Source organism: Lactobacillus sp. ESL0260 (assembly GCF_003692935.1).
Taxonomy (GTDB): Bacteria; Bacillota; Bacilli; order Lactobacillales; family Lactobacillaceae; genus Lactobacillus; species Lactobacillus melliventris.
In genome coordinates this window covers 443,954-457,967 of record NZ_REHO01000013.1, presented here as the reverse complement: position 1 = coordinate 457,967, position 14,014 = coordinate 443,954, and the positions used below count along the sequence as shown (strand labels likewise).

Below are 14,014 nucleotides of genomic sequence, written 5' to 3'. Positions count from 1 at the left end.
CTAAACATTTTATAATCGAAAGAACTATTTTAAAATAAAGTTATATTTTTTAAAATTATAAAGTAATAGTTATTTTGATAGTTCTGCGTAAAAAATTATAGAAAGTTTTTTTAAAAATAGGCAGGTCAAGTTAGTATTAATTTGAAGGATATTAAGCATAGAAAGAAGTATTTCATTACAAATACAGAAAAAAATAGTTTCTACGAATCACAAAGGATTGTTTATATTTTGTCTTAATGAGAACATCTGATCTGGAGTATTTAAACAGATACAGGAGGAAAATAATGAAGGGAAAAATTTATGCTAAGGCGTAACAGGTTGGCAAGACATTCATGTTGCCAATTTCGTTGCTTCCGATAGCGGGATTATTTCTAGGATTGGGTGCTTCTTTTACCAGTCCGATTTTTATAAAGTTGTATCACTTGGAGAGCATTTTATCGCCAGGGATGCCGTTAAACAGGTTTTTAAGCATTTTAAATGACTGTGGCTCTGTAGTCTTTGACAATCTAGGCTTGCTATTTGCTGTCTCTATAGCGTTGGGAATGGCAAAAAGTGAAAAAGGGGTCGCTGCTCTTTCTGCGGTTGTAGGCTACTTTTTAATGTACGCTTCCTTAACCAGTTCAATCAAAAATCTCAGAAATTTAAATCAGCTCAAACAAGTTAATGGTTTAATTACAAATGTGTTGGGTTTTAACAACACAATGAACTTGGGAGTATTCGGGGGCATTATCATTGGTTTAATAGTCGTATGGCTACACAATAAGTACTACAATATTAAACTGCCTGATGTAATTTCATTTTTTGGCGGTACTCACTTTCCGCCAATTGCCGCTGCGGTTTCTGGCGTAATAATAGGAATTTTGCTTTCATATATTTGGCCTTATTTTGCAGCAGGAATTTCTGCTTTAGGCTTCTTCATTGCTAAATCAGGAGTAGTTGGTTCCTGTCTATACGGACTAATTTATAGAATGTTGATACCCTTTGGTTTACACCACATTTTCTGTTTGCCATTTTGGCAAACAGCGGTAGGTGGAACGGCCGTTGTTGCTGGACATACCGTACAAGGTGCCCAAAACATCGTCTTTGCACAATTAGCAGCTGGCGGTAAGATTTCGTATGAAGCTGCCAGATTCTTTTCATTTCAGTTCCCAGAAATGATTTTTGGCTTGCCAGCAGCTGCCCTTGCAATGTACTCTGTTGCTCGTAAAGATAAACGAAGTGAAATTAAGGGACTTTTAGTATCTTCTGCAGTAACTTCCATTTTAACTGGAATTACCGAACCACTTGAATTTACTATTTTATTTGCTTCACCATTTTTGTATTTTGGCGTTCACTGTGTACTTTTTGCTTTTTCTGCAGTCTTTGTAACATTGCTAAAAGTAGGAGTAGGCTTTACCTTTTCCGGTGGCTTAATAGACTTTATTCTTTATGGTGTGTTACCCGGAAATGCCAGAACTAATTGGGTTTCAATCATCTTCTTAGGTATTGCTTATTTCGTTGTTTACTATTTCTTGTTTAGATTTGTAATTACTAAGTTCGATCTCAATACGCCTGGTCGTAAAGATGATACTACTTTAAAAACCAAGAAAGATTATGTTGATAATAAGAAATTTACTGCTCTAACTAAAGATGAACAAGTAGCTTATGAAATAGTAGCAGCTCTAGGTGGAACTGATAATTTAGTGAATGTTGACAACTGCGCCACAAGACTGCGGGTGACAGTTAAAGATGGCAATTTAGTAGATAAAGAAACATTAACCGCAACGGGAGCAGCGGGAACGGTAGTTAACGGTGCATCTGTTCAAGTAATTTGTGGCACTACTGCCGGCAACATTAAAACAAATGTAATGGATCTGATTAATAGCAGCAAAGCACTAAAAACTGTTGCAAATTCTGTTAAGCCTGCAAATAGTTCGAAGTTAGATTCAGAGGATAAAAAAGTTCAAAAGTCGGTTGAAACGGGTCCGAGTCAAAAAATTGCATTGTTTGCACCTGCTGATGGACAGCTGGAATCATTGCAAACCTTAAATGATGGTGTTTTTTCCAAAGAGATGGTAGGTAAAGGCTTTGCGATCTTACCAGAAAATGGCAATATTTATGCTCCAGTTGATGGCACTATAACAACAATTTTTCCGACTAAACATGCAATTGGCATAAAAGATGAAAATGGCATTGAGCATCTTTTGCATATGGGATTAGATACTGTTGAACTTAAGGGCAAAGGCTTTAAGATTCTTTGCTCTGAAAAAGAACAAGTCCATCAGGGTGACAAGCTGGCAGAGATGAATTTAACAGAAATTAAATCTGCTGGAAAGGCAACTGATGTTATCTTTGTAGCTACTCTGTCTGACCGATTATTAGATGTCAAAGTTGCTGATAATGATAGAGTTACTGCTAATGATCAAGTAGCCGAGTTGTTGGTTAAAAAATAAACAGCTATCATGCCAGATTTCTATGTTAAAACATCTTGCTTCAGCCAATTGCTGCAAGTAAAAAAGCCAAGCTTTTCATTTAGAAAGCCTGGCTTTTGTTTTACTCAAAAATTAAATTGATGGCAAATGTGAAATAGGGTTTAGTTACCAATTTGCTTACGCTATATTTATTCACATTTTATTTTTACTGTCATAGATTCAACAAAAAATCCTGCTTTTGTGGATAATGTAATTGTGCATTATCTACTTAAGCAGGATCGTCTACTAACATTTTTTGCATATTTCAACAAAAAATTAAACAAGCTGTGCCTTTTTTATCTATGATGCCACTATAGTGATGCCCATTTACCATTATGAAAATGATTAAATAAATTTTTATTCTCTTTAAGCAGCCCAATTATCTGTTGTCTATCATAAACGGCTATTCCATGAGTATTAAAGATAGCAACAATTTCTACTAAATCTTTTGCTTGAATATTTCCTAATTCTAATTGAATTACTTTATTATTCACAGTCAAATTTAGTTTAAAAAAGTCTGGATTAAAATCAATTGGGCTAATTCTAACTTTTTTACGATATGTAATTTCAGCCTTAGTGATATTCTCAAATAAATATGATTTTGTATAAATTTTTTTGATATGTAATAACTGCATAAGTTTTATTACATCATTTGAACTATAACTTAACACAGTAATTCCGTTTTTATTAATCTGCCAATATCCACTAAAACATGTTGGTAAAGTAATAAAAATTCCCACCAAAATTATGAGTCCCAACACCCACCAAGGTTGATAGCCAAATCCAGTCATAAATAATGACACCAAAATGACTAAAACTAGTCCTAAGATTACATGCAGAATGTTTACTTTATGTCCAACAGTTACACTTTTATCCCAGTTACTAAATCCTGAATTATTCGCAGGATAGAGTTGTTGTCCTGCAATCATTTCTTCGTTTGACTTCATGATATTCACACTTTCACAATTTAGCAGTAACCATTTTATTTGTATTTAATTATACTACGTCTTGTTTTTTTAGAAAGCGTTTTTCTTAGCAGTAATGAATAATTTTTGCTGTTTAGTAGGACTTAGAATATAAAAGTTCATTATTCAAATTGTAATAAAAAGCTGGTTACCAGTGAATGCTGGAACCGGCTTCTATTTATACTAAATTGCCACCGGTCTTTTCTTGCACAGTTTTTTGCAACTGCTTACTATATTCAGTCATGCCGATTAAGGCAAACTCTTCTATTTGCCTTGCGCAATTATCTAGATAAACCTGTTTAGGATCAAAATGATAGTTAATAATGTTTTCCAAGAATAATAGAGTCATCTTATTAAAGCAGGTTAGTGGCTGGGTGTGAATCTCATGGGATTTTTCCAACAACTGCTTTGCTTGCTGGTACTTGTTTTTTTCCAGACAAATGCTAATCATATTGATTAATATTCCCAACACTATAAATTGAAGACCGTCATTTTCGCTATCTTTAAATTGTTGAAAAATTTTGTTAGTAATGATCATATCACTGGCAAAATCATAAAAAACCATGCAGTTCAGGAAAATTTTGATAGTTTTCCAGTCAAAATTCTCTTCATTAAAGAACTTATTCTTTAGTTGCTGGATTTCTGCAGCGCTTAATTTTTCTCTATTACCATCTATAATAGCTAAGATTGAGTTCACACTTAGCATTAAATCATTTTTACTGGTAAGCCCACTACCTGCAATAGCCTGTTTGATTTCTTTTAGGCGTTTAATATCAAAATTATAATAAGCGTCTGTCATTTGGGCATTAATCTTCTTTTTGAGATTATCTTCACTTTCAGCCTGGTAATCAAGTTGCTTAAAAAAAGTAGCAATTTTAACGTGATTTTGCCGTAATAATTCAATTAGGTCTGCCGCTGAAATACGGGTCAGATCTTTTTCTACTTTAGAATAAAAAGAGGGACTGATAATGTCACCAATCCATGCGCGTTGAGTTTTGCCAGCTTCTAAACGGTATTGCCTAAGTAATGCACCGATAGTCATAATTTAACCTCATTAATATTTTTTGTTTCATATATGACACTTTTTTATTTTCAATTTTAGCTTAAGTACAATTGAAAATAAAGAAAGTTAAAAAGGAGAAAAAATTATGACCATCTTTTTTAAAAATAAAGAATATCGCAAGTTTTCAATTGCCAGTATTTTATCTAGTGCTGGAGATATTTTATTCTACCTAGCATTGATGACATATGCCAGTCGGCTCAAGAATTATTCGCTGGCCTTATCATTAATCGCAATTTCTGAGTCAGTTCCCCGGCTGTTTTCCAGTGTTGGTGGCTATCTAGCTGACCGGACGCAGAATAAATTTCAAAAAATAGTCTGGATGGCCATGATTAGAGGAGCGCTTTATTTACTGGTTGGTTTTCTTTTTAGCCAGAATATTGCGGGTTGGAATCTGGTAATAATGGTGATTATCATCAACTTTATTTCTGATACGGCCGGAACTTATTCTGGCGGACTGACCACACCATTAATTATTAGTCTGGTTAAAAAGGATGAGATTGCTGAAGCTGAAGGTTTTACTAGCGGTGTTTCGCAAGTAATCACTTTGATTAGTCAGTTTGTTGGATCAGGACTTTTGTTATTCATGTCATATTCTGCGCTGGCTGTAATTAACGGTCTGACTTTCGTTGTGGCAGGGTTGATCTATTGCAATATTGCCAGGAGTAAACGAAAAAAGGGCATTTCAACTGTCACACAAGAAGTCGATGATCGTGGCTTTTGGTCCACCTTGGCCTTAGCATTAAAGCAAGTTAAAAAGGCTAGTGGCTTAATTACTACCTTACTGGTAATCGCCGTTTTAAACGGAGTTCTCAGCACGATAGAGCCCCTGATTTCTATTGTCATTGCGGGCAATCGTCAGGTGATGGTCATTGGAACCTATAGTTTTACAATCGCGTTAATCGGCGCTATGGCAGGAATAGGCGCTGCCTTAGGCAGCATTTTTGGTACTAATCTATTTAAAAATGTTAGCCTTTATATCATCATTATGTTTGCTTATATTGCTGGAGCAAGTGTCATAATTGCTATTTTAAGCAAACAAATTTGGTTCTGTTTAATAACTTATTGTATCCTAGGCTTCTTTGCAGGAACTGCTACTCCAAAATTAACCCAATGGATGGTAGGTGCAGTTGATCGTAAAATTTTGGCGTCCTCTGTTGGTCTGATTAATACGATTTTATTAATTGCCAGTCCCTTAATGACAACTGCTTTTACTACCTTATCGGCTGTGACAAGCGTCATCTATTCTCTTTGGGGTCTGTTTATCGTCAGTATTCTGCTCTTTGTAATTACCTTATTGGTGATGAGAAAATCCGCACAAAAAGGAAAATAAACAGCCAGTTTAGCTGATAAATTCGCAGTTGCTTTTTGCCAGCATTTTTCTAAGCCAGATATAAAAAGCCACCAAGATAATGGTGTGAATCCTAAAACTAGCACACTTTATGGTTGTTAACTGAGAACTAATTGCCCTTATTTGATCGGAGTTAGTTCTTTTAGTTTGGTCTTAATTTGATAATTATGCCAAAGCTGATAGATTATAATTTTATCTTGTTTAGCTAATTTAGACAGAAAAAATCCCAAAAGTTGGATAATTTTTGGGGTTCAGTACAGTTTTTGCTTTTTTAAAAAATTGAACTAAAATTGTGCTAATTTTTTCATATTAGCTTCGTCTAAGCTTACTTTGATATTACCTTTCATTCTGACAGTTGGATCTATTGCCCTAACATGCTGCAGCATAGATTTCATCTTGATCTATCTCAATAAATAAAGGTGATTTAACAGACTTTTCTGCTACTCTATATTTCTTTGGTGAAGATATGAGAACTGTTAAGACCGTGTTAAAAAAAGGACCAATCTTAGCTTCACAACATATCATGGAATTATTTACAGAAAGACTGCTTGGCTAATCTTTCTGAAAAACTACTTTTACAATTTTGAGTATCTTTCCCATATAGTCATCAGGTAGTTGCTCTAAATATTGAAATGATTGGTTATGATAATCGATTGTAACTAGCTGATCTAGCATGACTATGCCTTTTGTTTGAGATGCAGCAGGTAATTCTTGATATAATGGGTAGCGTCTTTTAGTAGTTGCTATAGGAGCAAACACAGCAATATGAGCGTATTTTTCAACCCCTTTATAGCTTAAATATAAATAAGGTCGTTTGCCAGATTGTTCATGCCCCTGTTTAGGACTTAAATCCATTAATAGAATAGATCCTTGCTTAATTACCACCTTTCATTTCCTTTTCTCTCATCTGGTAACTTAATTTCGGTATCAAATTCTTCACCTGAATAATCTTTAAAAAGTTCTTCAAAAGTTAAATCAGGTGTATCATCTTGCTTTGTCATTATTACTTTGTTGTCCTCAATTTTAAAGTTTAAACGATCTCCTATAGTAGCGTTTAATGCTTGCAGGACTGCTTGGTTTAATCGGATGCCTTTAGAATTACCCCATTTAGATATAGTAGCACGAATCATAATTTTCCCCCCTATAAAGAATAAACAATGTATATTCTGAAATGTAATAAAGTTATACAATGTTTATCTACGGAGATCAAGCAAAACAAAAAAGCATCCTGAACGAAATATGATGTGACCACCAAAATTAGGATACTTTATTAGTTGTAAGTTAGTTTTTATTTATTAGGACTTTTTCTCAAACTGAAAAAGATAATGAGAATAAAGTTAATCAGTAGGGTAAAGCCTGTAGTCCAGAAAACAGTTGCGTAGTTGAACAGTCCCGAGATAGTGGAGCCCATAAGTGACCCAAACACTGAACCGACCGCTTGAAAAGACTGATTGTAGCTAAAGATACGACCAAAGCTTTCGGCTGGAGTGTTCAGTGTCAAAACGGTCTGTGCTGCCGGTAACATGGCGGCACTGGCAATTCCCAGCAGAAAACGCAATCCTGCCAGCACCCAAGGTGAGTGTGTCAAAGCCATGGGTACGAAAAGAATTGCACCTACTATTAAACCTAGGCGTAATATTTTTAGTGGTCCAATTTCATCCATTTTATGTCCGATTTTGGAAGCAGCCAGCAATGTTCCGAGACCTGGGGTTGCAGCCACAATGCCGGCTACAAATGCAATGTTTTTACTGTTGGGCATCATTGACTTAACATATAAGGAAACAATTGGGTCAATTGACATATTAGCAGCCTGCACTAAGAGAGTAGTCACGAACATCACCACAATCAGCTTAACGTTAGGCAAAGACTGCATAATTTCTTTCATTGGCTTCATTTCTGCACGAGAAATGGGAGTAAAGTTTTCATGAACTAAGAAAGTTGACCCTAAGAAGACGAGCACCATCAAGAAACCGGTGATGAAGAATGGAATCCGGTAGCCCCAAACGCCACCTAACCAGTTACCAAAGAAGTTTGACAAAACACCACCTAAAAGTGGCCCTACCAAGTTTCCTGCCGTTCCGGCGGTCATCATTTGACTCATCACCCAGCCGCTTTTTCTATGGGGAGTTTCCCCTGCGATTAAAGCGGTGGCGTTGTTAATATATCCGGAAAAAGCGCCCTGAATAAAACGCATTACAATAATGTAGATGGCATTAGGAGCAAAACCGGTAGCGGTAATGGTCAAAGCCATGACTCCAGAAGCACGCATGCACATTAACTTACGGCCCTTTCTGTCGGCCAAATTGCCCCAATAAGGTGAAACTATTGCCTGAGCAATAAAGGTCATGGCAAAAGCAAGACCGGAATACATGCTAATCTGCAACTTGCTGTAGTTTCCTAGGTCAGCGATAAATAATGAAATAAAAGGCATTGTCATGGAGTAGCCCATGCCTGTAATAAAGCAGCCTAGCCATAAAGTAACAAAAGCTTTATGCCAGCCAGCTGGGAATTTTTCGGAAACTGTCAAAACGTCCTCGCTTTCTTTTTTAAGATTTTTCTAAAAAATATGATATCTTTTCTATTTTAGCACAATAAATTTGCTAAGAATTTGCTAAATAGCTGATATTTTCATTTTAAACATGATAGGATATTATTTCTGAAAGGAAGAGATGCCGGTATGGAAAGAAATTCACACTTGACCAGGCAGGAATATCGCCAAAAACACAGCCAAAAGTCCCAGCTTCAAAATAAAGAAATGACTAAAACAGCACTCAGAGGGCATGACACGTCTCAGACTCGTGCCGATTATCGTCATTTAAAATTAAATTTTTGGGATATATTTGCAGATCGACCATATGTTGCGGTGGCCATTGTTGTTTTGGCTATTTTCTTAGTTATGGCTAAACTGTGGTGGCTGCTTGCTGGACTGGCCGTTATTGTCGCAATCGGTATTTTCGTCATTGGCCGCAGTCACCATCCCGATCGCGTTCTTAGTCTGGAATTTAAAATGAAGTCATCTCGGAAATTAAGCATGTTGCGAGCTTTGCAATTTGGCGGCTCGATCATCATGTTTCTGGCTACTTACATGAAAAAAGTAGTAACAGTCAATTTTTCTACTGCTGGTTCAACCGATGGGTTACAGATTGTGCAGGGAATTTTATCTAATCGTGGCGGTGTCTATGGTCAACAAGGATCATATTTCTTAAGCTTACTGAATACCTTAACTGGTGGACAACTTTGGGGTAAATATCGCTATGCCACTAATAGTGCCCAAATGATGAACAGTAGCGCTGGACGCTTAATTATTATGTGGATATTACTTTTAATGATTGCGCCTGCCTTTTGCGTTTTAGCACAATTTTTCCGTGAACCCTATTCACGCAATACGGCTTTAGCAGCTTCAATTGTGGCAACCATCAGTTTCGTGTTGACTCCGCGCTTATTGAGTAAGTGGATTGTAGAATATGCGGTGGAAAATCGGATGGCAAGTGCTCAGGCACAAGCTGCCATTAGCGTGGGGCCAATGGCTTATGTGGCAATCTTCTGCGCAATTTTAGTTTTAGTTATTTCTATTTACCGGGTAATTAAAAAGGACAGGTTCGTCTAAAATAGTCTTCTCATAACTTTTAACTTAATTAGCATTAATGCTGGCACCTTAGTGGTGCCAGTTTTTTTGTGAAATTAATTTCTGAAAATGAAACAAATATTCCAAGTTGTGAAATACGTATTCACTTTCTTGGAAAGCGGATACAAAAAATAAGAAAGATGTTATAAATATAAAAGTAAGCTAGCTTAGAAAATATCAGCTCAGGTTGAGCAGAGTGAATTAAAGGAGAAAAATATGTCCCAAAAAGATAAACGTTATTCCGTAGTCATTGCAGGTGGAGGCAGTACTTATACACCAGGATTTGTTTTGAGCTTAATTGCAAACCAGGACAGATTTCCACTAAGAAAGCTGAAATTTTATGATAACGATGCCGAAAGGCAAAAGAAAATTGGTGATGCGTGTGCAATTATTATGAAAGAACGCGCACCGCAAATTGAATTTTTGTATACGACTGATCCTAAAGAAGCATTCACAGATGTTGACTTCGTTATGGGATCAATTCGGGTTGGCAAGTACCACATGCGTGAACTCGATGAAAAGATTCCGTTAAGATATGGCGTTAATGGTCAGGAAACAACCGGACCCGGAGGAATGGCATATGGGATGCGTTCTATTCCAGCTATTATTGAGATAATCGACTGGATGGAAAAGTACTCGCCAAATGCTTGGATGATTAACTATACCAACACGATAGCTATTGTTGCAGAAGCTTGCCGTAGATTAAGACCAAATGCTAAAGTAATTAATATTTGTGATATGCCGGTAGAAATTATGACTAGAATGGCTAAAATTTGTGGCTTAAATGACTACCATGATCTTGATGTCAACTACTATGGCTTAAACCACTTTGGCTGGTGGAAGGAAGTCCGTGATAAAAAGACGGGCAAAGATTTAATGCCACTTCTTAAGAAGCACATATCTGAAAATGGTTACTGGGTCGGTGGTGAATTTGATAAGGAAACAGAGACCAGTTGGGCCGAAACCTTTAAAAAAGCTAAGGACTGCTATGCTCTTGATCCAGAAACTTTACCTAATACTTATATGCAATATTATTACTTCCCACAATATGAGGTGAAAAATGCAGACCCTAACCATACTAGAACTGATGAGATTCGTGAATACAGGCAAAAAATAGTATTTGGTGAATGTGCCAGAATTGTTAAAGCCGGCACTGCTAAAGGCAATATCTGGGAGGCTAATGCCGAACACTCTAATTATATTGTTGATATTTGTCATGCGATTGCTTATAACACGCATGAAAAATTCTTTGCTAACATTCCTAATAACGGCGCTATTGCCAATATTGATTCTGATTCTATTGTTGAAGTACCTTGCTGGTTTGGCGCGGACGGAGTTCAACCTATGGCAACTGGAATGGCCGGTAGATTCCAAAAGGGATTGATAGAAGAACAACAAGCATGTGAAAAGCTGGTAGTTGATGCTTATGAACAACATTCATACACTAAGATGTGGCAAGCCTTTGCTCTTAATAAGACAGTTCCTGATGCTTCTGTAGCGAAAAAGATTCTTGATGACATGATCCCAGAAAACAAGCCATACTGGCCAGAACTTAATTAGTGATTGGGGATGATGTCTTATGATGCAGAAGTTTCAAAAGTTTGGTGCAGCAATGTTTGTGCCAGTGCTTTTGTTCTCGTTTGCGGGTATTGTAGTTGCCTTAGGCAGCTTATTTAACAACCAAGCAGTTTTCGGCTCTCTGGCAAATCCAGGGACAACTTGGTATTCAATTTGGGATACAATTAGCGCAGGTGGTTGGACAGTTTTTAAGCAGGAAGCTTTGCTTTTCGTTGTAGGTCTACCAATTGGTCTAGCAAATAAATCCAGAGGTAGGGCTGCCATGGAAGCAGTAATTACCTACATGACTTACAACTATTTTGTTGGTGCTATGTTATCTCACTGGGGCGCCAGTTTTGGTATTCCTAACTTTGATAAAATCCAGATTGTGGAAAATTCCACTAACCACGGACTAACCGAAATAGCAGGGATCAAAACGCTAGACACTAGTATTATTGGTGCTCTAGTGGTTGCTGGTATAGTAATTTGGTTACATAATCATTATTTTGATAAGAAATTGCCGGACTGGCTGGGAACCTTTCAAGGGTCCACATATGTTTATATTTTAGGCTTTTTCCTTATGATTCCTCTGGCACTTATTACCTGCTGGGGCTGGCCAAAAGTTCAGCTGGGTATAACTGGTATGCAACACTTTATTACTAACAGTGGCGTTATTGGAGTGTGGATTTATAATTTTCTCAATCGTATTTTAATTCCAACTGGACTTCATCATTTGGTATATATTCCGTTTCAGTATGGTCCAGCTGTAGTTGCAGGTGGATTACAACCTTATTGGCTAAAACATTTAACTAAATTTGCGTTAAGTACACGTCCGTTAAAGCAACTGGCTCCTGAAATGGGCTTCCAACTGTGGGGTAATGAAAAAGTATTCCTTGCTCCGGTAATTTGTTTAGCGTTTTATGCGACAGCTAAAAAAAATAAAAAGAAGCAAACTTCAGCTTTGTTAATTCCAGCAGCTTTGACTTCATTCTTTGCTGGAATTACTGAACCAATTGACTTTACCTACTTGTTTGCGGCTCCAATTTTATGGGTAATTTATTCATTACTTTCAGCTACTATGAACACTATTATGTTCAGTTTTGGTGTTGTTGGTAACTTTATATTTGGCAGCATTGATATGGCGGCAGAAAACTGGATACCACTCTGGGCCAATCACTGGCAAACATTTCTAGTACAATTTACAATTGGTATTATTTTTGCAATTCTTACCTTCTTTATTTTTAAATTTATGATTATTAAGTTTGATTATGCTACTCCAGGAAGGGAAAAAGATGACGAAGATGTACATCTACTAAATAAGAAGGAATATCAAGCTAAAAAAGAATCAGCTTCCAGTGCCACAACTACCGCACGGCCATCTAAAAATGAGAAAGAAACTGATCCATACGTTGAAAGAGCAACAGCCTTCTTAGATTTATTAGGTGGAAGTTCCAACATCAAAGAGTTAAGTTCTTGTGCGACGAGATTGCGTGTCACTGTGGCTGATCCTAATAAGATGGGCTCTGATGCTCAGTTTAAGGCAGCCAAGGCCGTTAATGTTGTTCATCACGGCAAAGCAATTCAGGTTATTGTTGGCTTGGATGTTGCCCAAGTTCTTGAAGCAATGCAGGAATTAAGAAAGCAGGATTAATTATGGCTAGAACGCTTGTATAGGTAAAAGCAATTTGTCATATGTAAAATTACTTTATATGGAGCGTTGGTCTATGTCAAAATTAGAATATTTAGTCTATCAAAATAGTGGTAAATTGAATGATTCTGAAATAAGGGTCATTCAATTTATTATAAATAATGCAAAAGCGTGTAAAGGATTAAGTCTTACTGAGCTTGCGCGCAAATTATACGTTTCACGTTCGGCGATTTTCCGATTATGTAAGCACCTAGGCTTGAGCGGATATAATGAATTGAAATTTTACTTAAATGAAGTCGTCCAAGAAAAAGAACAAAATAATATAAGTAAATTTATACCTGACAATTTTGATGCAAGCATAATAAAAGAAATCGAAAACTTACATAAAAATTTTAAGGTACTTAAGTTAGATGAATTTTACAATGAGCTAAGTAATGCTAAGCATATTTATATTTACTCTACCGGCTGGATTCAACAGATGCTGTCTGATTATCTTTCTCACGAGTTATTACTTTTTGGCATTTCATCAATAGTTTTGCCAGCTGCTGTCAGTGAACTGGAAATGGTAGGAAAAATAGCAGAAAAAGGCGACATGCTCTTTATTATTTCTTACACGGGCGATAATAAAGAAATTAACGATGAACTGGGTAAGTTTGAGATGGTTAACAACAAATTGCGTTATGTCTCCTTTACAGACCTAAAGCAAAATAAACTTGCTTCGCTTTCCGACTATAATTTCTACTATCCGACTGTAAAATTTTCGTCTAGCAATGATGTTTCGTTTATACTGGCTTACACCTTGGTGGATTTCATCATAAACAAGTTTGATATTTGGCAAAAAGAAAAAAGTGATAAAAATGGTAAGTAAGATAAACAACTTTGTGATTAGTTTCTTGAATAGGGCCCATTTAGACACCAAAAAAATTTTGACAACCTATATCTATGCTTTAATTTTAATTCCCTTGTTTTTCGGTTGCTTTATAATTTTGACATCATCTATTGCTAAACAAAACATCAATGTTGTTTTGAACAATACACCTTTGATTGCAATAGATATGATAGTAGCTCTTACGGATTTTATTATGGGTTATTATATTTGGCTCAAGAAAGATTTGATTCTTAAGCATGAGGGTAATTATCACTTTTTGATGTTCAGTCAGGCGATCAGCCAGTTAATGGTCGGTAACATTTTTTGCTTGATTTTGGCGCTTTTTGGCATCATACGTATTAATGAACAATCCGGCAAATTAAAATGTCAAAGCAGTTTTATCAAAGTGCCTGCTGTTATCTTTTTGACTATCTTTGGTTTTTGTTTAGTTTTAACAATTAGTATATTTATTAGGAAATAGGTAGAATTA

12 protein-coding genes are annotated in these 14,014 nt (G+C 36.2%); 7 read left to right on the top strand and 5 right to left on the bottom strand.

Features of this window, described 5'->3' with window-relative positions:
* Positions 1-332: 332 nt before the first annotated feature.
* On the top strand, positions 333-2,432 hold the full coding sequence (locus tag F5ESL0260_RS08495) for a PTS transporter subunit IIABC (RefSeq protein WP_233557731.1): 2,100 nt from the start codon (positions 333-335) through the stop codon (positions 2,430-2,432).
* A gap of 329 nt (positions 2,433-2,761) precedes the next feature.
* Here F5ESL0260_RS08495 and F5ESL0260_RS08490 read toward each other — a convergent pair whose 3' ends face one another.
* Positions 2,762-3,397: a hypothetical protein gene (locus F5ESL0260_RS08490; protein WP_122026584.1), complete on the bottom strand. Its 636-nt coding sequence runs from the start codon at positions 3,395-3,397 to the stop codon at positions 2,762-2,764.
* Between the two features lie 196 nt (positions 3,398-3,593).
* Positions 3,594-4,457, bottom strand: a complete 864-nt coding sequence (locus F5ESL0260_RS08485) for a helix-turn-helix domain-containing protein (protein ID WP_122026583.1) — start codon at positions 4,455-4,457, stop codon at positions 3,594-3,596.
* 106 nt (positions 4,458-4,563) lie between these two features.
* Here F5ESL0260_RS08485 and F5ESL0260_RS08480 point away from each other — a divergent pair, with 106 nt between their 5' ends.
* Positions 4,564-5,808 (top strand): MFS transporter, encoded by a 1,245-nt coding sequence (locus tag F5ESL0260_RS08480; protein WP_122026582.1) that lies wholly within the window; start codon positions 4,564-4,566, stop codon positions 5,806-5,808.
* A 570-nt stretch (positions 5,809-6,378) separates the two neighbouring features.
* Here the strand turns inward: F5ESL0260_RS08480 and F5ESL0260_RS08475 are convergent.
* The 3 genes from F5ESL0260_RS08475 to F5ESL0260_RS08465 form a co-directional block, all read right to left on the bottom strand.
* Positions 6,379-6,711: a type II toxin-antitoxin system PemK/MazF family toxin gene (locus F5ESL0260_RS08475; protein ID WP_255410405.1), complete on the bottom strand. Its 333-nt coding sequence runs from the start codon at positions 6,709-6,711 to the stop codon at positions 6,379-6,381.
* Positions 6,705-6,956 carry a hypothetical protein gene (locus F5ESL0260_RS08470; protein ID WP_122026581.1) on the bottom strand — a complete coding sequence of 84 codons (252 nt, stop codon included), beginning with the start codon at positions 6,954-6,956 and terminating at the stop codon, positions 6,705-6,707. The genes F5ESL0260_RS08475 and F5ESL0260_RS08470 overlap by 7 nt, the downstream gene beginning before the upstream one ends.
* Positions 6,957-7,114: 158 nt before the next feature.
* Positions 7,115-8,353, bottom strand: coding sequence for an MFS transporter (locus tag F5ESL0260_RS08465; RefSeq protein ID WP_122026580.1), 1,239 nt, complete (start codon positions 8,351-8,353; stop codon positions 7,115-7,117).
* A gap of 150 nt (positions 8,354-8,503) precedes the next feature.
* Between F5ESL0260_RS08465 and F5ESL0260_RS08460 the strand changes: the two genes are divergently transcribed.
* The 5 genes from F5ESL0260_RS08460 (at position 8,504) to F5ESL0260_RS08440 (ending at position 14,005) form a co-directional block, all read left to right on the top strand.
* The gene (locus F5ESL0260_RS08460; RefSeq protein ID WP_122026579.1) at positions 8,504-9,433 is read left to right on the top strand and encodes a cytochrome C5; all 930 of its coding nucleotides are present in this window, start codon (positions 8,504-8,506) and stop codon (positions 9,431-9,433) included.
* A 234-nt stretch (positions 9,434-9,667) separates the two neighbouring features.
* Positions 9,668-11,011, top strand: a complete 1,344-nt coding sequence (locus tag F5ESL0260_RS08455) for a 6-phospho-alpha-glucosidase (RefSeq protein ID WP_122026578.1) — start codon at positions 9,668-9,670, stop codon at positions 11,009-11,011.
* Between the two features lie 19 nt (positions 11,012-11,030).
* Positions 11,031-12,659 carry an alpha-glucoside-specific PTS transporter subunit IIBC gene (locus tag F5ESL0260_RS08450; protein ID WP_122026577.1) on the top strand — a complete coding sequence of 543 codons (1,629 nt, stop codon included), beginning with the start codon at positions 11,031-11,033 and terminating at the stop codon, positions 12,657-12,659.
* A gap of 73 nt (positions 12,660-12,732) precedes the next feature.
* Positions 12,733-13,524 carry a MurR/RpiR family transcriptional regulator gene (locus F5ESL0260_RS08445; protein WP_122026576.1) on the top strand — a complete coding sequence of 264 codons (792 nt, stop codon included), beginning with the start codon at positions 12,733-12,735 and terminating at the stop codon, positions 13,522-13,524.
* Positions 13,514-14,005, top strand: a complete 492-nt coding sequence (locus F5ESL0260_RS08440; protein ID WP_122026575.1) for a hypothetical protein — start codon at positions 13,514-13,516, stop codon at positions 14,003-14,005. The genes F5ESL0260_RS08445 and F5ESL0260_RS08440 overlap by 11 nt, the downstream gene beginning before the upstream one ends.
* The last annotated feature ends 9 nt before the right edge of the window (positions 14,006-14,014 follow it).